This is a genomic window from Streptomyces sp. AC512_CC834, assembly GCF_019049325.1.
Taxonomy (GTDB): domain Bacteria; phylum Actinomycetota; class Actinomycetes; order Streptomycetales; family Streptomycetaceae; genus Streptomyces.
In genome coordinates this window covers 140,927-163,820 of sequence record NZ_JAGMUO010000101.1, presented here as the reverse complement: position 1 = coordinate 163,820, position 22,894 = coordinate 140,927, and the positions used below count along the sequence as shown (strand labels likewise).

Genomic DNA, 22,894 nt, shown 5'->3' with positions numbered 1-22,894 from the left:
CCGTACCCCTGTCGGGCACGGCCTGGCGAAAGTCTTGTGGTCGGTGCGCTGCCCGACCCAGGTGGCTCCCGAGTTCGAGGGCGGCGCTACGACGTCCGTCCCTACGCGGAACCTTCCTTACGCCGGCGCCTTCGCGGCGGCGGAAGCGGCGGCCGGTTGCGGCTCGGGCGCTTCTGCCTCGCGGTCGGGCGCGAGCGGGTCGGTCACCGCACCGGTCTCTTCATCGAACAGCCCCTGCGCCAGCCTGGTCACCGCTGCGGGGACCGGCGGCGCCAGGTCGGCCACGGCGCGAAGACCGGACAGGACGTCGTCGGGTCGTACGGCAGGCGTCACGTGCCGAACAACCAGCCGCAGTATCGCACAGGGCTGGTCGGTCGGCCTATCAGCCGGTGAACCGTGCGTGGTGACGCTCTCGAGACGCACGACCGCGGAACGGGTGTCGAAGGTACGCACGCCGTTCTTCGTACGGCGCTGGACCTCGACCGCGGGGGCCGCATTGAAGGCCGCGACAGCGCCTTCGGCCTCCGCGGACTCCACACCGGCCAGCCGCAGCTCCCACACGGAGGCCGTCAGCCGGTCGGCGAGCCCGGACGTCCGGGTCTCGACCGCATCGACGACGTCGAGCCCGGCGGGCATCGACTCGTCGAGAAGCAGCCGGAGCTGCTCCGGGTCGCGCGCTTCGGTGAGCGCGATCTCCAGGTACTCCGCCTCACTGCCCGTGCCGGTGGGTGCGGCATTGGCGTACGACACCTTCGGGTGCGGGGTGAACCCCGCCGAGTACGCCATCGGCACCTCGGCGCGGCGCAGCGCACGCTCGAAGGCGCGCTGGAAGTCACGGTGGCTGGTGAACCGGAGGCGGCCGCGCTTGGTGTAGCGCAGTCGGATGCGCTGCACCGCGGGAACGGGCGGCGGGCCTTCGGGCTGTCGCTTGCCCAGGGGACTTCTCCTTGTGTACGGCGGTCGGGACCAGGACGCATCCCCGCGGTGGCGGGGAGCAGTGACTCCGGCTGACGCCTTCCCAGGGTGGTGCAGGGATCATCCCCGCGTCGGCGGGGAGGTTTCGCGCCCGGTCCTCTTTTCTAGAGTACGCGTTTGCGCACCCAACGGTTCCCGCCGCTCCACCGGCCGCGGCCCGGCCGGCTCCCCGAACAGCATGCGCCGTACGTCGGCGCGGGCCTGCCGTGCGGACAGCCGGGCCGAGGCGAGCGCCTGCCGGGCCGCCCGCCCCGCGCTGCGCCCGGCCTGCGCGAGGGGCCGTACGACGGTGTCCCGCACGGCGTGCCCCACCGGCGTCAGGATGCTCCGGTACACCCATCGCGCCGGGTCGGCGACGATCCACCGGAAGAGGGTGCCGAGGAGCCGCCCGGCGGCGCGCGAGAGGTGACCGGCGATCCGCCAGGCGTGCCCGAGGGCGTCCCCGATCTCCCGCCCGACGACGGCGAGCGCCCGGCCGGCCGGGGCGAGCACCCACCGCCACAGTGCGAGGGCCGGCAGCACCAGCAGCACCCGGACGATCCAGTACAGGACCACGCCGACACCGGTGACGGCCAGGCCCACACCCCGCGCCACTCCCCTGCCGCACCACAGCAGCCCCCTGCCGCACCAGGCGAGCGCGTGCCCGGCCGGGGTGAGCACCCAGGCGTACAGCCATCCGGCGGGTACGGCGACGAGGTACCGCGCGAGCCACGCGAGAGCGGCGTACAGCCCGCGCCCGACGGCGGCGATCACGGCGCCCACTCCCCGGCCGCACCGGGCGAGCGCGTGCCCGACCGGCGTCAGCACCCACCGGTACACCCACACCGCGGGCACCACGAGCAGCAGGTTCCCCAGCCGGGCCACGCCTTTGGCCAGCGGCACGACGCCATACCGCCATGCCCCGACCAGCGGCCACACGAAGACGGCCCGCGCGAGCCACGCCAGCGCCCGCCCGACGGGCCGCAGCACCGTGTCCCGCAGGAACCGCCCCGCGACGACCAGCACGTCCCACACCATGCGCACCGGCACGACCAGTACCAGCACGACGATCCGCACCGGCATCCGGATCGCCACGGCGAGACACCCTCCGGCGTCCGACCGCCGCACCGGCTCCCCCTGCGGCTCCCCCTCCGCCCCCGCCCCGGGCGCCTTCTCCAGATCCACCATGACCGTGAAGACGCCGCGGGACCCGGTTCGGATCCCGCGGCGTCGCGCTGTGCGTGTACTACTTCACCACGGACAACGGCAGCAGTTTCTTGCCGGTCGGACCGACTTGAATTGTCGTGTCCATGGCGGGACAGACGCCGCAGTCGAAGCACGGGGTCCAGCGGCAGTCGTCGACCTCGGTCTCGTCGAGGGAGTCCTGCCAGTCCTCCCAGAGCCACTCCTTGTCGAGGCCGGAGTCGAGGTGGTCCCAGGGCAGGACCTCCTCGTAGCCGCGCTCGCGGGTGGTGTACCAGGCGACGTCGACGCCGGTCGGCTCCAGGGCCTTGTCGGCGCAGGCCATCCAGCGGTCGTAGGAGAAGTACTCGCGCCAGCCGTCGAAGCGGCCGCCGTCCTCGTAGACGGCGCGGATGACGGCGCCGAGGCGGCGGTCGCCGCGGGAGAGGAGGCCCTCGACGATGCCGGGCTTGCCGTCGTGGTAGCGGAAGCCGATGGAGCGGCCGTACTTCTTGTCGCCGCGGATCTTGTCGCGCAGCTTCTGGAGGCGGGCGTCCGTCTCCTCCGCCGACAGTTGCGGGGCCCACTGGAAGGGGGTGTGGGGCTTGGGGACGAAGCCGCCGATCGAGACGGTGCAGCGGATGTCGCCGGAGCCGGAGACCTCGCGGCCCTTGGCGATGACCCGGGTGGCCATGTCGGCGATCTGGAGGACGTCGTCGTCCGTCTCGGTGGGCAGGCCGCACATGAAGTACAGCTTCACCTGGCGCCAGCCGTTGCCGTAGGCCGTCGCGACGGTGCGGATGAGGTCGTCCTCCGAGACCATCTTGTTGATGACCTTGCGGATGCGCTCGGAGCCGCCCTCGGGGGCGAAGGTGAGGCCGGAGCGGCGGCCGTTGCGGGTCAGCTCGTTGGCCAGGTCGATGTTGAAGGCGTCGACGCGGGTGGAGGGGAGGGACAGGCCGATCTTGTCCTCCTCGTACCGGTCGGCGAGGCCCTTGGCGACGTCGGCGATCTCCGTGTGGTCGGCGGAGGAGAGGGAGAGGAGACCGACCTCCTCGAAGCCCGTCGCCTTCAGGCCCTTGTCGACCATCTCGCCGATGCCGGTGATGGACCGCTCGCGCACCGGGCGGGTGATCATGCCGGCCTGGCAGAAGCGGCAGCCGCGGGTGCAGCCGCGGAAGATCTCGACCGACATGCGCTCGTGGACGGTCTCGGCGAGCGGGACGAGGGGCTGCTTGGGGTAGGGCCACTCGTCGAGGTCCATGACGGTGTGCTTGGACACGCGCCACGGGACGCCGGAACGGTTGGGTACGACGCGGGCGATACGGCCGTCGGGGAGGTACTCGACGTCGTAGAAGCCGGGGACGTAGACGCCGCCGGTCCTGGCCAGGCGCAGGAGGAGTTCGTCGCGGCCTCCGGGGCGGCCCTCGGCCTTCCAGGCGCGGATGATCGCGGTGATCTCGAGGACGGCCTGTTCGCCGTCGCCGATGACGGCGCAGTCGATGAAGTCGGCGATCGGCTCGGGGTTGAAGGCCGCGTGTCCGCCGGCCAGCACGATCGGGTCGTCGATGCCGCGGTCCGCCGCCTGAAGCGGGATGCCCGCCAGGTCCAGGGCGGTGAGCATGTTGGTGTAGCCCAGCTCGGTGGAGAAGGAGAGGCCGAAGACGTCGAAGGCGCCGACCGGGCGGTGGCCGTCGACCGTGAACTGGGGGACGGAGTGCTCCCGCATCAGCTCCTCGAGGTCCGGCCACACGCTGTAGGTGCGCTCGGCGAGGACACCCTGCTGCTCGTTGAGTACCTCGTAGAGGATCATGACGCCCTGGTTGGGCAGGCCGACCTCGTAGGCGTCGGGGTACATCAGGGCCCAGCGGACGTCGCAGGATTCCCAGTCCTTGACCGTGGAGTTGAGCTCTCCGCCGACATACTGGATCGGCTTCTGCACATGCGGGAGCAGGGCTTCGAGCTGCGGAAACACGGACTTCACCACAGGCTCGGCGGCTTCGGCAGGCATCTCGGGGACCTTTGTGTGCTGGCAAGGGGGACCATCCAGCCTAACCCGGCGGGGACGGTCCCCCTTACCGCCTGTGGAGCGGGGTGCGCTCAGGCCGACATCGGTCTCTGCACCGTGATCGACTGGAGCAGGCCCACCCCTATCCAGATGGCGAACATCGACGAGCCGCCGTAGGAGACGAAGGGCAGGGGCAGGCCGGTGACCGGCATGATGCCGAGTGTCATGCCGACGTTCTCGAAGGTCTGGAAGGCGAACCACGCGACGATCCCGGCGGCGACGACCGTCCCGTACAGATCGGGGGTCCCGCGGGCGATCCGGCAGGCGCGCCAGAGGACCACGCCGAGCAGGGCGATGATGAGGCCCGCGCCGAGGAAGCCGAGTTCCTCGCCCGCGACGGTGAAGACGAAGTCGGTCTGCTGTTCGGGGACGAACCGGCCGGTGGTCTGCGAGCCCTGGAAGAGGCCGGAGCCGGTCAGGCCGCCCGAGCCGATGGCGATGCGGGCCTGGTTGGTGTTGTAGCCGACGCCCGCGGGGTCGAGGGCCGGGTTGGCGAAGGCGGCGAAGCGGGCGATCTGGTAGTCGTCCAGGATGCCCAGCTTCCACACCGCGAGCGCCCCGGCGGTGCCCGCGCCGAGCAGTCCGAAGATCCAGCGGTTGCTGGCGCCGGAGGCGAGCAGCACGCCCAGCACGATGATGACCATGACCATGACCGACCCGAGGTCGGGCATCAGCATCACGATGAGCATCGGCACGGTGGCCAGGCCCAGGGCCTGGAGCACGGTGCGGTGGTCGGGGTGGGGCCGGTCTCCGGCGTCGACGCGTGCGGCCAGCAGCATCGCCATGCCCAGGATGATCGTGATCTTCACGAACTCCGAGGGCTGGAGGGAGAAGCCGCCGGGGAGCTTGATCCAGGAGTGGGCGCCGTTGATGGTCGAGCCGAGCGGGGTGAGCACCAGCAGGATCAGGAACACGGAGAAGCCGTACAGGAGCGGCACGGCGGTGCGCAGGGCGCGGTGGCCGAGCCAGACGGTGGCGACCATCAGGCAGATCCCGATGCCGGTGTTCAGGAGGTGCCGGGTGAGGAAGTAGTAGGGGTCGCCCTGGTTGAGTTCGGTGCGGTTGCGGGTCGCGGAGTAGACGAGCAGCGAGCCCATCAGGGAGAGCGCGACGGCGGCCAGCAGTATCGGCCAGTCGAGGCGCCGTGCCATGGAGTCACGGGCGAAGAGGCGGGTCCAGCCGGCCTTGTCGGGTCCGTATCCGGAGACATGGAAGCCGTTGGCTCCGGTCATGCGCGTGCCCTCCGGCTTCTTCCGTTGCCGCGTCCGGCGCGTCCGGCCCGTCCGGCGCGCCCGACCCGCCCGGCGCCGCCGCGCCGTCGTCGGCGGCGGGTGTCGCGGTTCGCCCCGTTCTGGTTGGGGGTGGTCGCCGGCTGCTCCCCTTCCTCGACGGGTGCGTACTCCTCGTCCGGGGAGACCTTCTCGTCGGGCTGGAGCTCCTTGACGACGTCCTTGGGCATCTTCGGGGAGAGGATGGTCCCGTCCGTCTTGATCTTCGGGAGCTTGGCCTGGGGCTTGGGCAGCAGGGCCTTCTTCGGGTCGATGTCGCCGTCGTCCGAGACGCCGTACAGAGCGTCGTAGATGTTGCGGACGGCGGGACCGGAGGCGCCGGAGCCCGTACCGCCCTGGGAGATCGTCATGACGATCGTGTAGTCCTTGGTGTACGTCGCGAACCAGGACGTGGTCTGCTTGCCGTAGACCTCGGCGGTACCGGTCTTGGCGTGCATCGGGATCTTGTCCTGCGGCCAGCCGACCTGCGCGAACCGCCAGGCGGCGGTGCCGCGGCTGGCGACTCCGGCGAGGGCCTCGTCCATCTTGGCGAGCGTGGTCTTGCTTATCGGCAGCTTGCCGTGCGCCGTGGGCTCGATCTCGTTGACCGTCTTGCCGTCGGGGCTGACGATCGCCTTGCCGATGCTCGGGTCGTAGAGGGTGCCGCCGTTGGCGATGGCCGAGTAGATGGTGGCCATCTGGATGGGGGTGACGAGGGTGTCGCCCTGGCCGATGGAGTAGTTGATGGCGTCACCGGCGCGCATCTTGTTGCCGCTGTGGCAGTTCTCGTACGCGATCTTCTCGACGTAGGAGCCGTCCTTCTTGCCGGACTTGCACCAGGCGTCCTTGTTGGCCTCCCAGTAGTCCTGCTTCCACTGGCGGTCGGGGACGCGGCCGGTGACCTCGTTGGGGAGGTCGATGCCGGTCTTGGCGCCGAGGCCGAACTGGTGGGCGGCCTTGTAGAAGTAGTCGTTGGGGTCCGTGGGCTTGTTGCCGCCGTCCTTCTTCCACTCCTGGTGGGCCAGGCGGTAGAAGACGGTGTCGCAGGAGAGTTCCAGGGCGCGGCCGAGGGTGATGGGGCCGTAGCTGGCGGACTCGTAGTTCTTGAAGACCTGGCCGCCGACGGAGTAGGAGCTGGAGCAGTCGTACTTGCCGTCGAAGTCGTAGCCGGCCTCGACCGCGGCGGCCGAGGAGATCACCTTGAAGATCGAGCCGGGGGCCGCCTGGCCCTGGGTGGCGCGGTTGAGCAGCGGGTAGTTGGACTCCTTGCCGGTGAGCTTCTTGTAGTCCTTGGCGGAGATGCCGCCGACCCAGGCGTTCGGGTCGTAGTCGGGGTTGGAGGCCATGGCGACGACGCGGCCGGTCTTGGCCTCCATCACGACCACGGCGCCGGCGTCGGCCTCGTAGAGCCGGTTGGTGTTGTGGTCCATCTGCTTGCGGGCGACCTTCATCGCCTCGTTCAGCTCGTACTCGGCGACCCGCTGGACGCGGGCGTCGATGCTGGTGACGAGGCTGGAGCCGGGCACGCTCGGGTCGGCCTCGGCCTCGCCGATGACGCGGCCGAGGTTGTCGACCTCGTAGCGGGTGACGCCGGCCTTGCCGCGCAGGGCCTTGTCGTACTGGCGCTCGATGCCGGAGCGGCCGACCTGGTCCGAGCGCAGGTACGGCGAGTCGGTGTCCTGGGACTTCTGCAGTTCCTCGTCGGTGACCGGCGAGAGGTAGCCGAGGACCTGGGCGGTGTTGGACCCGCCGGGGGCGGCGTAGCGGCGTACGGCCATGGGCTCGGCGGTGATGCCGGGGAAGTCCTCGGCGCGCTCGCGGATCTGCAGGGCCTGCTTGACCGTGGCCTCGTCGGTGACGGGGATCGGCTGGTAGGGCGAACCGTTCCAGCAGGGCTGCGGGGTCTCGGCGTCGCACAGCCGGACCTTGTCGATGACGTCCTGGGGCTTCATGCCGAGGACGCCGGCGAGCTTGGTGAGGACGGCCTTGCCGTCGTCCTTCATCTTCAGCAGGTCGGTGCGGGAGGCGGAGACGACGAGCCGGGTCTCGTTGTCGGCGAGCGCCACGCCGCGGGCGTCCAGGATGGAGCCGCGGGTGGCGGGCTGGACGACCTGCTGGACGTGGTTGCCGGAGGCCTTCGCGGAGTACTCGTCGCCCTGGCGGATCTGGAGGTACCAGAGCCGGCCGCCGAGGGTGGCGAGCAGGGAGAGGACGAGGATCTGGATGACGACGAGCCGGGTCCGAACACGGGTGCTGCTGCCGGTCTCGGGGATATTGGTCACTGGTACTGCCTCCCCCTCACGATGTGCGTACTCCTGGTGTGGTGCGGTGTCGTCGGGTGCTGCGGTGTCGCCGGGTGCTGCGGTGTCGCTGTGTGCTGCGCTGTCGCTGTGTGGTGCGGTGTCGTCGGGTGCTGCGCTGTCGCCGGGGGCTGCCGCGTCGTCACAGTCGCTTGACCCCCTTGATGCGTCCGGCCCTGGCCGCGCGGGCCCGGGCCGTCTTCACCCGCAGCCCGCCGCGCTGTCTGCCGATACGCAGTCCGGTGCCGCCGGAGAGCCGGCCGGAGGCGATGTCGGGGCTCTGGGCGGCGGAGTTGGTGTCGGCCAGCGGGTCGTTCTCGGCGCGCCGGGCGAGCGCCATGATGCCGGGGACGACGAAGGGCGCGAGCAGCAGGTCGTACAGGGCGGCCGTGAACAGCAGGTTGGGCAGGCCGACATGGCGGGCGGCGGTGTCGCCGACGAGGGCACCGACGCCGGCGTAGAGCAGGGTGGTGCCGACGGCTGCGGCGACGACCACGACCATGGGGCCGGTGGCCGAGCGGAGGCGGCCGTTCTCCGGCTTGGCGAGGCCGGCGAGGTAGCCGATGACGCAGAGCACGAGGGCGTAGCGGCCGGCGGCGTGGTCGGCGGGCGGGGCGAGGTCGGCGAGGAGTCCGGCGCCGAAGCCGACGAGGGCCCCGCCCGTGTGGCCGTAGACCAGGGCGAGGCCGAGGACGGTGAGCAGCAGCAGGTCGGGGACGGCGCCGGGCAGGTGGAGGCGGGCGAGGACGCTCACCTGGAGCACCAGGGCGACGACGACCAGGGCGACGGACAGCAGGATCCGGTTGACGCGCATGGGGTGAAGGCTCCTACGGTTCGGGCTGCTCGTTCTGCTGCTCTGTCTGGTCGTTCTGGCCGGTCGCGTCGTTCTGCCCGGTCGCGTCGTTCTCGCCGGTCGCGTCGTTCTGCCCGGCCTCGTCGTTCTGCGCCTGGCCCTCGGGGTCGGCCCCCGGGGTGACGGTGACCGTCACGGTGGGCGTGGGCTTCGGCTTGTCCTTCTCCGGGAGCACCGTGTCGCGCGGGTCCTTCTGCGGGGCCTGGACGACGACGCCGACGATGTCGAGCTTGGTGAAGCTGACGAACGGCGTGACCTCGAGGATGCGGGTCAGGTCGCCACTGTTGGGGTCGACGCGGGAGACGGTGCCGACGGGCACGCCCGGCACGAACGGCTTGTCGGCCTGGGAGCCGAAGGTGACGAGGCGGTCGCCCTTCTCGACGTCGGCCTTGCCGTTGAGCAGCTCGACCCGCAGGGGGCGGCCGCCCTGGCCGGCGGCGAAGCCGAGTTCGTCACTGCCTTCCATCCTGGTGCCGACGGTGAAGTCCGGGTCGTTGGCGAGCAGCACGGTGGCGCTGTTCGGGCCGACGGTGGTCACGCGTCCCACGAGGCCGTCGCCGTTGAGGACGGTCATGTCGCGCTTGACGCCGTCGTCGGTGCCGATGTCGATGGTGACGGTCCAGGAGAAGCCCTGGGCTGCTCCTATGGCGATGACCTGGGCGCCCTTGATGCCGTACTGGCCGGCGCCGGCCAGCCCGAGCATCTTGTCGAACTGTTTGAGCCGGCTGCGGCCGCGCTCGTCGCTGCCGAGCTTCGCCTTCAGGGCCGCGTTCTGCGTCTGCAGTTCGGCGAGCCGGTCGTGCCGGTCGCCCGAGTCGCGGATCGCGGAGACGGCGTTGCCCACCGGATCGACCGCGGACGACACGCCGTTCTCGATCGGACCGAAGACGTTGGCCGCGGCCTGCCGGGCACCGTCGACCGGTGAGTCCTCCCCGCCGCGGATGTCCACCGTGATCAGTGCGAACGCGATGGCGATCAGCAGCACCAGGAGCAGCCGGCTCTCTTTCGTGTCCCTCACGTGCGGCGGCCGTGCCTTCCTCGTCGAATTCGGGAATCTCGGAATGTACGTGGCGGTGTTCAGGAATTCAGCAGATTCGGTACGTCGGGTGCGTGCGGTGCATCGGGCACTACACGCGCATCCGGTACTGGAACCCTCTATATCAACGATCCGCCGCACGAGAGGAGATCGTCTCGTACGGCGGAACCGAAGTGTTACGTCATCTGCGGGGCGAGGCGTCCAGCACCTGCTGGAGAGCCTCGAACTCCTCGACGCACTTTCCGCTGCCGAGCGCCACGCTGTCCAGCGGGTCCTCGGCGATGTGGATCGGCATTCCGGTCTCCCGGCGCAGCCGTTCGTCGAGCCCGCGCAGCAGCGCGCCGCCACCGGTCAGGACGATGCCCCGGTCCATGATGTCGCCGGACAGCTCCGGCGGACACTTGTCGAGGGTCGTCTTGACGGCGTCGACGATCGCGTTGACCGGCTCCTCGATCGCCTTGCGCACTTCGGCGGCGGAGATGACGACGGTCTTGGGCAGCCCGGAGACGAGGTCCCGGCCGCGGATTTCGGTGTGCTCGTCGGAGTCGAGGTCGTACGCCGAACCGACCGTGATCTTGATCTGTTCGGCCGTGCGCTCACCCAGCAGAAGGCTGTACTCCTTCTTCACGTGCTGGATGATCGCGTTGTCCAGCTCGTCACCCGCGACGCGGATGGACTGGGCGGTGACGATGCCGCCGAGCGAGATGACCGCGACCTCCGTGGTGCCGCCGCCGATGTCCACCACCATGTTGCCCGTGGCCTCGTGGACCGGCAGGCCGGAGCCGATGGCCGCGGCCATGGGCTCCTCGATGATGTGCACCTGTCGGGCGCCGGCCTGGGACGACGCCTCGATGACGGCGCGGCGCTCGACGCCCGTGATGCCCGAGGGCACACAGACGACGACCCGCGGACGAGCCAGATACCGGCGCTTGTGGATCTTCAGGATGAAGTAGCGCAGCATCCGCTCGGTGATCTCGAAGTCGGCGATCACGCCGTCCTTCAGCGGGCGCACGGCAACGATGTTGCCTGGCGTGCGCCCGATCATCTTCTTCGCTTCGGCGCCGACCGCGAGGATGCCACCGGTGTTGGTGTTGATCGCGACGACGGACGGCTCGTTGAGTACGATCCCGCGACCCCTGACGTACACCAGCGTGTTGGCGGTCCCGAGGTCGACAGCCATGTCACGGCCGATGAACGACATTGAGTTCCCCATCAGGATTCGACTGGCCTTCCCAGGAGCTTTTGAGGGCTTTTCAGGTAGGCGAAGTGGGTGCAGTGACGCGTGGAGGCTTCTATCGTAGACGCGCTTTCGCGAACACTGCGCGAGGGTCTTCGCCATTGTCAGCAGATGGCGCACCGTCTCGCTTGTGGAGACGGGCCAACGGTGGGATCCGTTCCCCCGATCAGGCGCGCATATGCCACAGGACGGCCGCTTTTACGCGACCGTCCCGGCTCCGCCCGCCCCATTCGACTGACGTGGTGTCAGAAAAAAGACTCTCCGACGTGCCCAGAGGAAGGCTCAGACCCGGCCCGGGAAGAAGAGCTTCAGCTCGCGCTCGGCCGACTCCTCGGAGTCCGAGGCGTGGATCAGGTTCTCGCGGACGATCACACCGAAGTCCCCGCGGATGGAGCCGGGGGCGGCCGCGATCGGGTCGGTCGGACCGGCCAGCGCGCGCACGCCCTCGATGACCCGCTCGCCCTCGACGACCAGGGCGACGACCGGACCGGACGCCATGAACTCGACGAGCGGCTCGTAGAAGGGCTTGCCCTTGTGCTCGCCGTAGTGCTGCTCCAGCGTTTCCGTGTCCAGGGTGCGCAGTTCCAGCGCGGTGATCTGCCAGCCGGCCTTGCGCTCGATACGGCTGATGATCTCGCCGGTCAGGCCACGACGGACGGCGTCGGGCTTGAGGAGGACGAGGCTGCGCTGGGTCACGAGGGGCTCCCTTGGAGGTGTGCGGTTGTGCGGGTGATGACTGAGGTTACCGGGCGTGTCGCGGCGCCCGTCACGCAGCGTCAGACCCGCGGAAACGTCAGACGTCGGACACGTCGAGCGGCGTAGGTCGGACACGTCGAGCGGCGTGCGTCGTGACACGTCAGGCGGCGTCGGCCGCCAAGGCCTCCGCCTGCGCCGCGAACCTCGCCTTCGCCTCGTCGATCTTCCGCCCGTAGTGCACGGAGGCCCACCACAGGGCGGCGAAGACCGCGCCCAGGAAGAACATGGTCGGCACGACGAAGCCGGAGGCGACGAGCGCGACCTGGAGCGCCCAGCCGAGGGCGATACCGCCTGGCCGGGTGATCATCCCGCACAGCAGCACGCACATGAGCATGGCGATGCCGCTGACCGCCCACACCGTCCCCGCGGACAGGTCGGGGTCCTTCATGGCGACCAGTCCGGCGAAGCCGATCACGAAGAACTCGCCGATCAGAGTCGAAGCACAGAGCGTACGCACGGTTTCTCAGCCCCTCCCCAGGAGCAGTCGGGCCTCGCCGACGGTGATGACGGAACCGGTGACGAGCACACCGCCGCCGGCGAACTCGCCCTCCTCCTCGGCCAGCGTGATCGCCGCCTCCAGGGCGTCCGGCAGCCGCGGCTCGACCTGGACGCGGTCCTCGCCGAACACCTCGACGGCGATACCGGCCAGTTCGTCGGCGTTCATCGCGCGGTGGCTGGAGTTCTGGGTGACGACGACCTCGGCGAAGACCGGCTCGAACGCCTCGAGCAGCCCCCGTACGTTCTTGTCGCCGCTGGCGCCGACCACCCCGATGAGCCGGCTGAACTGGAAGGCCTCGCCGACCGCCTCGGCGGTGACCCGGGCACCCGCCGGGTTGTGCGCGGCGTCCAGCACCACGGTCGGGGAGCGCCGCACCACTTCCATCCGCCCCGGTGAGGCGACGGCGGCGAATGCCTTGCGGACGGTGTCGACGTCCAGCGGCTCGGGGCGCTGCGCGCCGACGCCGAAGAACGCCTCGACGGCGGCCAGCGCGACCGCCGCGTTGTGCGCCTGGTGGGCGCCGTGCAGCGGCAGGTAGACCTCGGTGTACTCGCCGCCGAGTCCGCGCAGGGTCGCCAGTTGCCCGCCGACGGCGACCTCGCGGGCGACGACGCCGAACTCCAGTCCCTCGCGGGCCACGGTGGCGTTCACGTCCACGGCCTTCTTCAGCATGACCTGCGCCGCGTCCACCGGCTGCTGGGCCAGGATCACGGTGGCGTCCTGCTTGACGATGCCGGACTTCTCGACCGCGATCTCGCCGGGCGTCTCGCCGAGCCGGTCGGTGTGGTCCAGGTCGATGGGGGTGACGACGGCGACGTCCCCGTCGATGACGTTGGTCGCGTCCCAGGAGCCGCCCATCCCGACCTCGACGACGGCCACGTCGACGGGCGCGTCGGCGAACGCCGCGTACGCCATGCCGGTCAGCACCTCGAAGAAGGACAGCCGGTACTCCTGCCGGGCGTCGACCATCTCGACGTACGGCTTGATGTCGTCGTACGTCTCGACGAACCGCTCGGCGGAGATCGGCGCCCCGTCGAGGCTGATGCGCTCGGTGATCGACTGCACGTGCGGCGAGGTGTACCGCCCGGTGCGCAGCTCGAAGGCGCCGAGCAGGGCCTCGATCATGCGGGCGGTGGAGGTCTTGCCGTTGGTCCCCGTGATGTGGATGGCGGGGTACGCGCGCTGCGGCTCGCCCAGCACGTCCATCAGCGCGGCGATCCGGGCGACGGACGGCTCCAGCTTGGTCTCGCCCCAGCGGGACGCCAGCTCCGTCTCGACACGGCGCAGCGCCGCGTCCACCTCGGGATCCTCGGGGCGCCCGGGGATGTCGGCCTGCGGGGGGCCGCCCTGGGTGCGCAGGGTGCGGCTGCCGGCCTCGATGACGGCGAGGTCGGGGTCGCGGGTGGTCTCCGCCGCGATGATCTCGTCGAAGGGGTCGGGCTGGTCGTTCTGGCCGGGGTCGTCGCTCACGGGGACCAGTCTACGTACCCCGTGCCCCGTAACCGCGGGCAGTCGTGCCGCCTGGGGCGGCACCCGTCCCAAAGCGAGCGGCACCCCGTCAGCGCCGGGCCGCGCGATTGCCTGCGGGGCACCAACGGAGGGGGTGGCCTTGGGTCTCGCGGGCGAGTGCGGCGTCGTTGTGGCTGGTCGCGCCCACCCGGCGGAGCCGCACATCGATACAGCCCCGCGCCCCTGGGGAACGTGAAAGCTCCCGGTGCCTGCAACGGCACCGGGAGCGTCTCTGGAGCTCTTAAGGATCCTGAGTTATCGCGTAGCTCCAAGGAGTGGAAGCCATAACGAGCGCGGACGAGTCCGGGCCGATCCCGTGTCGCAGAGCCCGTATGCGTCGCCGCCGGCTGCGGCGTTGCCGGCATCTGGCTTGTGCGGGCCCCTACGGACTCGCACACCCGGGGATTGCCGCCCCGTCGGACGCTGAGCCGGCCATCTCGGACAAAAGCCGCGATGTCGGCGACGGGGACCGCGCGCATTTCAAGCACGCGGCGGGTTCGTCCGGTAAAACGAAGATCCACAGGGAAGGTTACGGCCCACTCTGGGTACAGCTTCACCGAGGATCCCGAAGCCAACCGGGCAACTGTGAGAAACCCTTCGTTCACGTCACGGCGACTACGCCTCCGGCAGCTTCTCCATCTGGGCGGCGATGCGGGTGATGTCCTCGTCCGCCTTGGCCAGGCGGCCCCGGATCTTGTCCACGACGTGGTCCGGCGCCTTCGCCAGGAACGCCTCGTTGCCGAGCTTGGCGTTGGCCTGGGCCTTCTCCTTCTCCGCCGCCGCGAGGTCCTTCGCCAGCCGCTTGCGCTCGGCGGCGAAGTCGATGACCCCGGAGAGGTCGAGGGCGACCTCGACGCCCGCGACAGACAGCGTCGCCGTCGCGGTGAAGGCGTCGCCCTCCGGCTGGAGGCGGAGCAACTGGCGGACCGCCGCCTCGTGCGCGGCCAGCGTCGTGCCCTCAAGCGTCAGCCGGGCCGGCACCCGCTGCCCCGGCTGGAGCCCCTGGTCGGCCCGGAACCGCCGCACCTCGGTGATGACCGACTGGACGGTCCCGATCTCCCGCTCCGCGTCCGCGTCCCGGAAGCCCCCCGGGGCGTCAGCCCCAGGAACAGACACAGCGGACGGCCACTCGGCGATCACGACCGACTCGCCACCGGTGAGGGTGGTCCACAGGGTCTCCGTGACGAAGGGGACGACCGGGTGCAGCAGTCGCAGCGTGACGTCGAGGACCTCGCCGAGGACGCGCTTGGAGACCTCGGCGGCCTCGCCGCCCGCCTGGAAGGTGGTCTTGGACAGCTCGACGTACCAGTCGAAGACCTCGTCCCAGGCGAAGTGGAACAGGGCGTCGGACAGCTTCGCGAACTGGTAGTCCTCGTAGTACGCGTCGACCTCGGCGACGACCGTGTTGAGGCGGGAGAGGATCCACCGGTCCGTCGAGGACATGGCGGACGCGTCCGGCAGCGGGCCCTCGACCGTCGCGCCGTTCATCAGCGCGAAGCGGGTGGCGTTCCAGATCTTGTTGGCGAAGTTGCGGGAGCCCTGGACCCAGTCCTCGCCGATCGGGACGTCGACGCCCGGGTTGGCGCCGCGCGCGAGGGTGAAGCGCAGGGCGTCCGAGCCGTACTTGTCCATCCAGTCCAGCGGGTTGATGACGTTCCCGAAGGTCTTGGACATCTTCTTGCCGTTCTCGTCACGGACCATGCCGTGCAGAACGATGGTGTGGAACGGCGGGGTGCCGTCCATCGCGTAGAGGCCGAACATCATCATCCGGGCGACCCAGAAGAAGAGGATGTCGTAGCCGGTGACCAGGACGGAGTTCGGGTAGAACTTCGCGAGCGACTCGGTCTGCTCGGGCCAGCCGAGCGTGGAGAACGGCCACAGGCCGGAGGAGAACCAGGTGTCCAGGACGTCGGAGTCCTGGTACCAGCCCTCGCCGCTGGGCGGCTCCTCATCGGGGCCGACGCAGACGACCTCGCCCTCGGGGCCGTACCAGACGGGGATGCGGTGGCCCCACCAGAGCTGGCGCGAGATGCACCAGTCGTGGAGGTTGTCGACCCAGTCGAAGTACCGCTTCTCCATCTCCTGCGGGTGGATCTTGACCTTGCCGTCGCGGACGGCGTCGCCGGCGGCCTTCGCCAGCGGGCCGACCTTGACCCACCACTGCATGGACAGGCGCGGCTCGACGGTGGTCTTGCAGCGCGAGCAGTGGCCGACGGAGTGGACGTAGGGCCGCTTCTCGGCGACGATCCGGCCCTCGGCGCGCAGCGCGGCGACGATGGCGGAGCGGGCCTCGAGCCGGTCCAAGCTCTGGAACGGGCCGTGGGCGGTGATGACGGCGTGCTCGTCCATGACCGCGACGGCGGGCAGGTCGTGGCGCCGGCCGATCTCGAAGTCGTTCGGGTCGTGGGCGGGCGTCACCTTGACGGCGCCGGTGCCGAACTCGGGGTCGACGTGCTCGTCGGCGACGACGGGGATCGAGCGGTCGGTGAGCGGCAGCTTGATGAGCTTGCCGATGAGGTGCTGGTAGCGCTCGTCCCCGGGGTGGACGGCGACGGCGGTGTCGCCGAGCATCGTCTCCGCGCGGGTGGTGGCGACGACGATGGTGTCGTCCCCGTCCCCGTACTTCATGGAGACGAGCTCGCCGTCGTCGTCCTGGTACTCGACCTCGATGTCGGAGATCGCGGTCAGGCAGCGCGGGCACCAGTTGATGATGCGCTCGGCGCGGTAGATCAGCTCGTCGTCGTAGAGCTTCTTGAAGATGGTCTGGACGGCCTGGGACAGGCCCTCGTCCATGGTGAAGCGCTCACGCGACCAGGCGACGGCGTCGCCGAGGCGGCGCATCTGCCCGCCGATCTGGCCGCCGGACTCGCTCTTCCACTGCCAGACGCGCTCGACGAACGCCTCCCGGCCCAGGTCGTGCCGGGACTTGCCCTCCTTGCCCAGCTCCCGCTCGACGACGTTCTGCGTGGCGATGCCGGCGTGGTCCATGCCGGGCTGCCACAGCGTCTCGTACCCCTGCATGCGCTTGCGGCGGGTCAGGGCGTCGATGAGCGTGTGCTCGAAGGCGTGCCCGAGGTGCAGGCTGCCCGTGACGTTCGGCGGCGGGATGACGACGGTGTACGGCGGCTTGTCGCTCTTCGCGTCGGCCTCGAAGTAACCCCGTTCCACCCAGCGCTCGTACAGCTTCCCCTCTACGTCGGCCGGCGTGTACTGGGTCGGCAGATCGGTGGTGGGCGCTGGCTGCGGCTGCTGAGAGTTCTCGGTCACGGGGGTCAGTTTACGGGCGTCACGGCCCTGTCCCGAAACACGTTTCTTCTGTAACGGTGCGGCCCCCGGTGACCTGCGCACGCCAGGTCTGAGTCAGGATGTCAGAACCACGTAAGCATCTGGAGGGGAACCCAGGAATGAGTCACAACCAGCCGGGCCCGTACGGCGGGCAGCCCCAGCAGCCCGGACCGTACGGCCAGCCGGGACCGTACGGCCAGCAGCCGCCGCAGGCCCCCCAGCCCGGCTATGGCTACCCCCAGCAGACGCCTCCCCCGCAGCAGCCGGGCTACGGCTACCCGCAGCAGCCCCAGCAGGGCGGCGTCCCGCCGCAGACTCCCCCGTACGGCCAGCAGCCCCCGTACGGCCAGCAGCCTCCCTACGGCCAGCAGCCCCCTTACGGTCAGCAGCCTCCCGGTCAGCCGCCGTACGGCATGCCGCAGCCCCCGGCGCCGGGCGGCGGCAAGAAGAAGACCGGTCTGATCATCGGCTCGGTGGCGGTCGTGGCGGCGATCGGCGTGGGCGCGTACTTCGTGCTGGGCGGCAGTGGCAGTGACAGCGCCGGTGGCCTGGAGGACGACGGTCCGCACAAGCTGACGACGCCCGCGACGGTCCTCACCGACTACAAGCGCGCCAGCGACGAGGCCGCCGAGACCGACAGCGACACGGTCGAGGACCTGAAGAAGAGCGGCATCGAGGACGGCACCAGCGTGTCCGGCTTCTACACCACGGCCGACCTGACCGGTTACGACCCCTCGGACCCGAGCACCGCTCCCGACGCGAGCGAGATGGCGACGGCCAAGGGCATCACCTACCTCGGCGCCTACGGGAAGATCTCCGACCCGGAGGCCGTACTCGACAAGTTCTTCGCCGAGTTCAAGAAGGAGTCCGAGAAGAACGCGTCGTCCTCCTCCGAGTCCGGCGGTGGCGGCAAGGTCCTGGGCGAGCCCGAGTCGGTCGACATCGACGGCGCGGTCATGAAGTGCCAGGGCGTCGAGGGCAAGAGCCAGCTCACCAAAAAGAAGAAGACCGACTGGATCTGTGCCTGGGCCGACTACAGCACGATCGCGCTGGTCTCCCCCGGTGACGCCACCAAGGGTGTGACGAAGGACGTCGCCGTCGACGTCACCACCAAGCTCCGCAAGGAGATCCGCGTCAAGGCCTGAGCCGGGCGGACATGTGCAGGGCCCCGGTCGACTCTCTCTCGACCGGGGCCCTGCACATGTCCGTATTCACATGTCTGTACGGCTGTCTGTACGGCGGTTACGCCGTCTTCTGCTCGCCCGGGCCGCGACCTCGCGAATCCCGGGGGATCAGCGTCGGGTTGACGTTGGAGAGGACCACGTCGGCGGTGATGACGACGCGGGCGACGTCCTTGCGGGAGGGGACCTCGTACATGACGCCCTGGAGGACTTCCTCCATGATGGCGCGCAGGCCGCGGGCGCCGGTCTGGCGGAGGATGGCCTGGTCGGCGATGGCTTCCAGGGCCTCGCGCTCGAAGTCCAGCTCGACGCCGTCGAGTTCGAAGAGGCGCTCGTACTGCTTGACGAGTGCGTTGCGCGGCTCGACCAGGATCTGGAGGAGCGCCTCGCGGTCGAGGTTGTGGACGGAGGTGATGACGGGCAGCCGGCCGATGAACTCGGGGATCATGCCGAACTTGACCAGGTCCTCGGGCATGACCTGCTCGAACTGGTCCTTGGACTCGATCTCCCGCTTGGAGCGGATCGTCGCGCCGAAGCCGATGCCCTTGGCGCCGGCCCGGCCCTCGATGATCTTCTCCAGGCCCGAGAACGCACCGCCCACGATGAACAGGACGTTCGTCGTGTCGATCTGGATGAACTCCTGGTGCGGGTGCTTGCGGCCGCCCTGCGGCGGGACCGAGGCCGTGGTGCCCTCGAGGATCTTCAGCAGGGCCTGCTGGACGCCCTCGCCCGACACGTCGCGGGTGATGGAGGGGTTTTCACTCTTCCTCGCGACCTTGTCGATCTCGTCGATGTAGATGATCCCGGTCTCGGCCTTCTTGACGTCGTAGTCCGCGGCCTGGATCAGCTTGAGCAGGATGTTCTCGACGTCCTCGCCGACGTACCCGGCCTCGGTCAGCGCGGTGGCGTCGGCGATGGCGAACGGGACGTTCAGCATGCGGGCCAGGGTCTGGGCGAGGAGGGTCTTGCCGGAGCCCGTGGGGCCCAGCAGGAGGATGTTGGACTTCGCCAACTCGATGGCGTCCTCGCGGCCTTGGGCGCCGCCGTTCTCGCCGGCCTGGACTCGCTTGTAGTGGTTGTAGACCGCGACGGAGAGGGCCTTCTTGGCCGACTCCTGGCCGACCACGTAGCCCTCGAGGAACTCGTAGATCTCGCGGGGCTTGGGGAGCTCCTCCCAGCGCACCTCGCTGGTCTCGGCCAGCTCTTCCTCGATGATCTCGTTGCAGAGGTCGATGCACTCGTCGCAGATGTACACACCGGGCCCTGCGATGAGCTTCTTGACCTGCTTCTGGCTCTTTCCGCAGAACGAGCACTTGAGCAGATCGCCGCCGTCACCGATGCGTGCCACGGTGTGCTTCCCCTTCGCCTGGGAGACTCCCGGACGTCGACGTCACGTCAACGGCGGGCGGACTCCTGGTGCTGCCTTATGTCCGACGGTACCTTGCCGGGCCCCTCGTCCGGGCCCCCCTTGGCACGGTTCGCTTTGACGTGAACCGCGTCAAACCGTGCCAAGGAGCGGCAGACGATACAGCCTCCCGCCTAGCTGAGAGAGGAGTTGTCCATCTTCCGGGTGGTGATGATCTGGTCGATCAGCCCGTAGCTCAGCGCGTCCTCGGCCGTGAGGATCTTGTCGCGCTCGATGTCCTCGCGGATCTTCTCGACCGGCGTGGTGGAGTGCTTGGCCAGCATCTCCTCCAGTTGCGAGCGCATCCGGAGGATTTCGTTGGCGGCGATCTCCAGGTCGGAGACCTGGCCGCGGCCCGTCTCACTGTACGGCTGGTGGATCAGCACGCGGGCGTTCGGCAGCGCCATGCGCTTGCCCGGCGTACCGGCGGCCAGCAGGACGGCCGCGGCGGAGGCCGCCTGGCCCATGCAGACCGTCTGGATGTCCGGCTTCACGTACTGCATCGTGTCGTAGATGGCCGTGAGCGCCGTGAAGGAGCCGCCGGGGCTGTTGATGTAGACCGAGATGTCCCGGTCGGGGTCCATCGACTCCAGGCACAGCAACTGCGCCATGACGTCGTTGGCGGAGGCGTCGTCGATCTGGACGCCCAGGAAGATCACGCGCTCCTCGAAGAGCTTCGCGTACGGGTCGTACTCACGCACGCCCTGCGAGGTGCGCTCGACGAAGCGCGGGATCACGTAGCGGGACTCGGCGGGGGAGCCGGTGTACTCGGCGCGAGAGCGGTCGTACAGGCCGCTGCCGGGGAAGTCGTTCACAGTGTCTCCTGGAAGGGGGCTGAGGCGGTCTCGGGGCTGGCTGGGCGCCGCTGCGGACCCCGTCGGGGCCCGCAGGGGGCCGGCTCAGGCCCCGGTGCCGCCGCCGCCCGGCATGCCGGCGGCCGTCGTCATCACGTCGTCGATGAGGCCGTACTCCTTGGCCTCGAAGGCGTCGAACCAGCGGTCGCGGTCCGAGTCGCGGGTGATCTGCTCCATCGTCTGGCCGGTGTGCTGGGAGGTCAGCTCGGCCATGCGCTTCTTGGTGTGCAGCAGCCGCTCGGCGTGGATCTTGATGTCCGAGGCGGAACCGGCCAGGCCGGCCGAGGGCTGGTGGATCAGGATCTCGGCGTTCGGCAGCGCGAAGCGCTTGCCGGGGGTGCCCGCGCTGAGCAGGAACTGGCCCATGGAGGCCGCCAGGCCCATGGCGATGGTCACCACGTCGTTCTTGATGTACTGCATGGTGTCGTAGATCGCCATGCCGGCCGTGATCGAGCCGCCGGGGCTGTTGATGTACAGGTAGATGTCCTTCTCCGGATCGGAGGCAAGGAGCAGCAACTGTGCGGTGATCTTGTTGGCGATGTCGTCGTCGACCGGCTGGCCGAGGAAGATGATCCGCTCGCCGAGCAGCCGGTTGTAGACCTGGTCGCCGAGGCCACCACCGATGGAGGGCTCGCCGGCGGCTGAGGGCATCAGATTCGTCACGTATCCACCTGCTCGTCTTACGACGGCGCCGGGCCGTCTCACGTTTCCCTGCGGGGCTGGAGCCGCTTTCGGGGACTCCCCTGCCCTCGTATTCATGGACCCTAACGCGGTGACCCTGCGGTGCCATCCCGGTTCTGCGGGTGTTCGCTGTGAGCGCATGTCGCTCCGCTGGGTGAGCGGCGGGGCGGCGCGCCATCCGGGGGGATGCTTTCCTGTCGTACGGCGGACGGGCCCCGGCATGGATGTCCGGGGCCCGTCGTACGCCCGTCAGAGGTGACGCGAGGGTCAGCCCTCGGTCTTCTCCTCCGCCTTCTCCTCGGCCTTCTTCTCAGCCTTGTCGGCGGCCTTGTCGGCGTCGGACTCGGTGGACTCGGCGGCGGCCTCGGTGGCCTCCGTCTCCTCGTCCTCCTCGTCGTCCAGGTCGACGACCTCGCCGTTGGTGTCCTTGACCGTGGCCTTCTCGACCACGGCGGCCAGGGCCTTGCCGCGGGCGACCTCGCCGACGAGGAGCGGGACCTGGCCCTGCTCGACGACGGCCTGGGCGAACTGGTCGGGGGACATGTTGGACGAGGAGGCGCGGCGCATGAGGTGCTCGGTCAGCTCTTCCTGGCTGACGTTGAGCTTCTCCTGCTTGACCAGCTCGTCGAGGACGAACTGGGTCTTGATGCCCTTGACCGCGGCCTCGCGGGTCTCGGTCTCGAACTCCTCGGCGGTCTTGCCCTGGAGCTCGAGGTACTTCTCCAGGTCGAGACCCATCTGGCCGAGCTGGTGGTGCTCGAGGTTGTGCTTACGGGTGTTGACCTCGTCCTCGAGGAGCTTCTCGGGGACCGGGACCTCGACCAGCTCGAGCAGCTTGTCCAGGACGCGCTCCTGGGCCTGCGTGGCCTGGTCGTACTGCTTCATGTTGGCGAGGCGCTTACGGCTGTCGGCCTGGAGCTCCTCCAGGGTGTCGAACTCCGACGCGAGCTGCGCGAAGTCGTCGTCCAGCTCGGGCAGCTCGCGCGCGGCGACCTGGCTGACCTTGACGGTCACCTCGGCCTCCTTGCCGGCCGCCGAGCCGCCCTTGAGCTCGGAGGCGAAGGTGGCCTCGCCACCGGCCTCCAGGCCCTTCACGGCCTCGTCGATGCCGTCCAGCAGCTCGCCGGAGCCGATGGTGTAGGACACGCCGTCGGCGACGCCGTCCTCGAGGACCTCGCCGTCGACCTTGGCCTTCAGGTCGAGGGTGACGACGTCGCCGTCCTCGGCGGCACGCTCGACCGGGGAGGTCGAGGCGAAGCGCTCGCGCAGCTCCTCCACCGACTTCTCGACGTCCTCGTCGCTGATCTCGACGGCGTCGACCTCGATCTCGATGCCGGAGTAGTCCGGGATCTCGATGGTCGGGCGGATGTCGACCTCGGCGGTGAAGTTCAGCGTCTCGCCGTCCTTCAGCTCCGTGATGTCGACCTCGGGCTGGCCGAGCGGGTTCAGCTCGGCCTCGTTGACCGCGTCGGTGTAGAACTTGGGAAGCGCGTCGTTGACCGCCTCCTCCAGAACCGCACCGCGGCCGAACCGCTGGTCGATGACTCGGGCCGGGATCTTGCCCTTGCGGAAGCCCTTCACCGTGACCTGCTGGTTGATCTTCTTGTACGCCGCGTCGAGGCTGTCCTTGAGCTCCTCGAAGGGCACCTCGACAGTGAGCCGAACCCGGGTCGGGTTCAGGGTCTCCACGGCGCTCTTCACGGTTCGGTCTCCTTGGTGGCTGACTTCTTTGGGTTCCGCCGGATCCAGAACGGATGTCCTGCGGCTTTCGCCGCCCGGAGACTTCATACGCTGAGACACACGGGCGTGCAGCTTGCATAGTAACG

Annotated in this window: 17 protein-coding genes; 1 reads left to right on the top strand and 16 read right to left on the bottom strand. The window is 69.5% G+C overall.

All coding sequences use genetic code 11. From position 1 onward, the window contains the following. Window positions 1–117 precede the first annotated feature (117 nt). From KUM40_RS33025 to KUM40_RS32970, 12 genes are all read right to left on the bottom strand, one after another. Complete coding sequence (locus tag KUM40_RS33025; RefSeq protein WP_217169966.1) at window positions 118–894, bottom strand: TIGR03936 family radical SAM-associated protein; 777 nt, start codon at window positions 892–894, stop codon at window positions 118–120. Between the two features lie 141 nt (window positions 895–1,035). Next, the gene (locus KUM40_RS33020; RefSeq protein WP_217169965.1) at window positions 1,036–2,142 is read right to left on the bottom strand and encodes a hypothetical protein; all 1,107 of its coding nucleotides are present in this window, start codon (window positions 2,140–2,142) and stop codon (window positions 1,036–1,038) included. Window positions 2,143–2,200: 58 nt separating this feature from the next. Continuing rightward, window positions 2,201–4,147 (bottom strand): TIGR03960 family B12-binding radical SAM protein, encoded by a 1,947-nt coding sequence (locus KUM40_RS33015; protein WP_217169964.1) that lies wholly within the window; start codon window positions 4,145–4,147, stop codon window positions 2,201–2,203. Between the two features lie 89 nt (window positions 4,148–4,236). Next, window positions 4,237–5,436 (bottom strand): rod shape-determining protein RodA, encoded by a 1,200-nt coding sequence (gene rodA / locus KUM40_RS33010; protein WP_217169963.1) that lies wholly within the window; start codon window positions 5,434–5,436, stop codon window positions 4,237–4,239. After that, window positions 5,433–7,754, bottom strand: a complete 2,322-nt coding sequence (mrdA, locus tag KUM40_RS33005; protein WP_217169962.1) for a penicillin-binding protein 2 — start codon at window positions 7,752–7,754, stop codon at window positions 5,433–5,435. Before mrdA ends, rodA begins: the two co-directional genes overlap by 4 nt. A gap of 160 nt (window positions 7,755–7,914) precedes the next feature. Further along, on the bottom strand, window positions 7,915–8,586 hold the full coding sequence (gene mreD, locus KUM40_RS33000; protein ID WP_217169961.1) for a rod shape-determining protein MreD: 672 nt from the start codon (window positions 8,584–8,586) through the stop codon (window positions 7,915–7,917). A gap of 13 nt (window positions 8,587–8,599) precedes the next feature. Further along, the gene (gene mreC, locus KUM40_RS32995; protein ID WP_217169960.1) at window positions 8,600–9,643 is read right to left on the bottom strand and encodes a rod shape-determining protein MreC; all 1,044 of its coding nucleotides are present in this window, start codon (window positions 9,641–9,643) and stop codon (window positions 8,600–8,602) included. Window positions 9,644–9,842: 199 nt separating this feature from the next. Beyond that, complete coding sequence (locus KUM40_RS32990; RefSeq protein ID WP_115742108.1) at window positions 9,843–10,862, bottom strand: rod shape-determining protein; 1,020 nt, start codon at window positions 10,860–10,862, stop codon at window positions 9,843–9,845. 318 nt (window positions 10,863–11,180) lie between these two features. Further along, a complete protein-coding gene (ndk, locus tag KUM40_RS32985) occupies window positions 11,181–11,594 on the bottom strand; it encodes a nucleoside-diphosphate kinase (protein ID WP_217169959.1) in 414 nt (137 codons plus the stop codon). A 160-nt stretch (window positions 11,595–11,754) separates the two neighbouring features. After that, complete coding sequence (locus KUM40_RS32980; RefSeq protein ID WP_217169958.1) at window positions 11,755–12,111, bottom strand: DUF4233 domain-containing protein; 357 nt, start codon at window positions 12,109–12,111, stop codon at window positions 11,755–11,757. A gap of 6 nt (window positions 12,112–12,117) precedes the next feature. Next, entirely contained in the window at window positions 12,118–13,623 is a 1,506-nt protein-coding gene (locus KUM40_RS32975; protein WP_217169957.1) for a folylpolyglutamate synthase/dihydrofolate synthase family protein, read from the bottom strand. Window positions 13,624–14,277: 654 nt separating this feature from the next. Next, a complete protein-coding gene (locus KUM40_RS32970) occupies window positions 14,278–16,929 on the bottom strand; it encodes a valine--tRNA ligase (protein WP_217169956.1) in 2,652 nt (883 codons plus the stop codon). Between the two features lie 137 nt (window positions 16,930–17,066). Here KUM40_RS32970 and KUM40_RS32965 point away from each other — a divergent pair, with 137 nt between their 5' ends. Further along, window positions 17,067–18,092: a hypothetical protein gene (locus KUM40_RS32965; RefSeq protein WP_217169955.1), complete on the top strand. Its 1,026-nt coding sequence runs from the start codon at window positions 17,067–17,069 to the stop codon at window positions 18,090–18,092. A 97-nt stretch (window positions 18,093–18,189) separates the two neighbouring features. Here the strand turns inward: KUM40_RS32965 and clpX are convergent, their stop codons facing one another. The 4 genes from clpX to tig form a co-directional block, all read right to left on the bottom strand. Further along, the gene (gene clpX, locus KUM40_RS32960; protein ID WP_217169954.1) at window positions 18,190–19,476 is read right to left on the bottom strand and encodes an ATP-dependent Clp protease ATP-binding subunit ClpX; all 1,287 of its coding nucleotides are present in this window, start codon (window positions 19,474–19,476) and stop codon (window positions 18,190–18,192) included. 191 nt (window positions 19,477–19,667) lie between these two features. Beyond that, window positions 19,668–20,348: an ATP-dependent Clp protease proteolytic subunit gene (locus KUM40_RS32955; RefSeq protein WP_308401287.1), complete on the bottom strand. Its 681-nt coding sequence runs from the start codon at window positions 20,346–20,348 to the stop codon at window positions 19,668–19,670. Between the two features lie 84 nt (window positions 20,349–20,432). Next, a complete protein-coding gene (locus KUM40_RS32950) occupies window positions 20,433–21,038 on the bottom strand; it encodes an ATP-dependent Clp protease proteolytic subunit (protein WP_217170069.1) in 606 nt (201 codons plus the stop codon). A gap of 297 nt (window positions 21,039–21,335) precedes the next feature. Continuing rightward, window positions 21,336–22,769 (bottom strand): trigger factor, encoded by a 1,434-nt coding sequence (tig, locus tag KUM40_RS32945; RefSeq protein WP_217169953.1) that lies wholly within the window; start codon window positions 22,767–22,769, stop codon window positions 21,336–21,338. Between the last annotated feature and the right edge of the window lie 125 nt (window positions 22,770–22,894).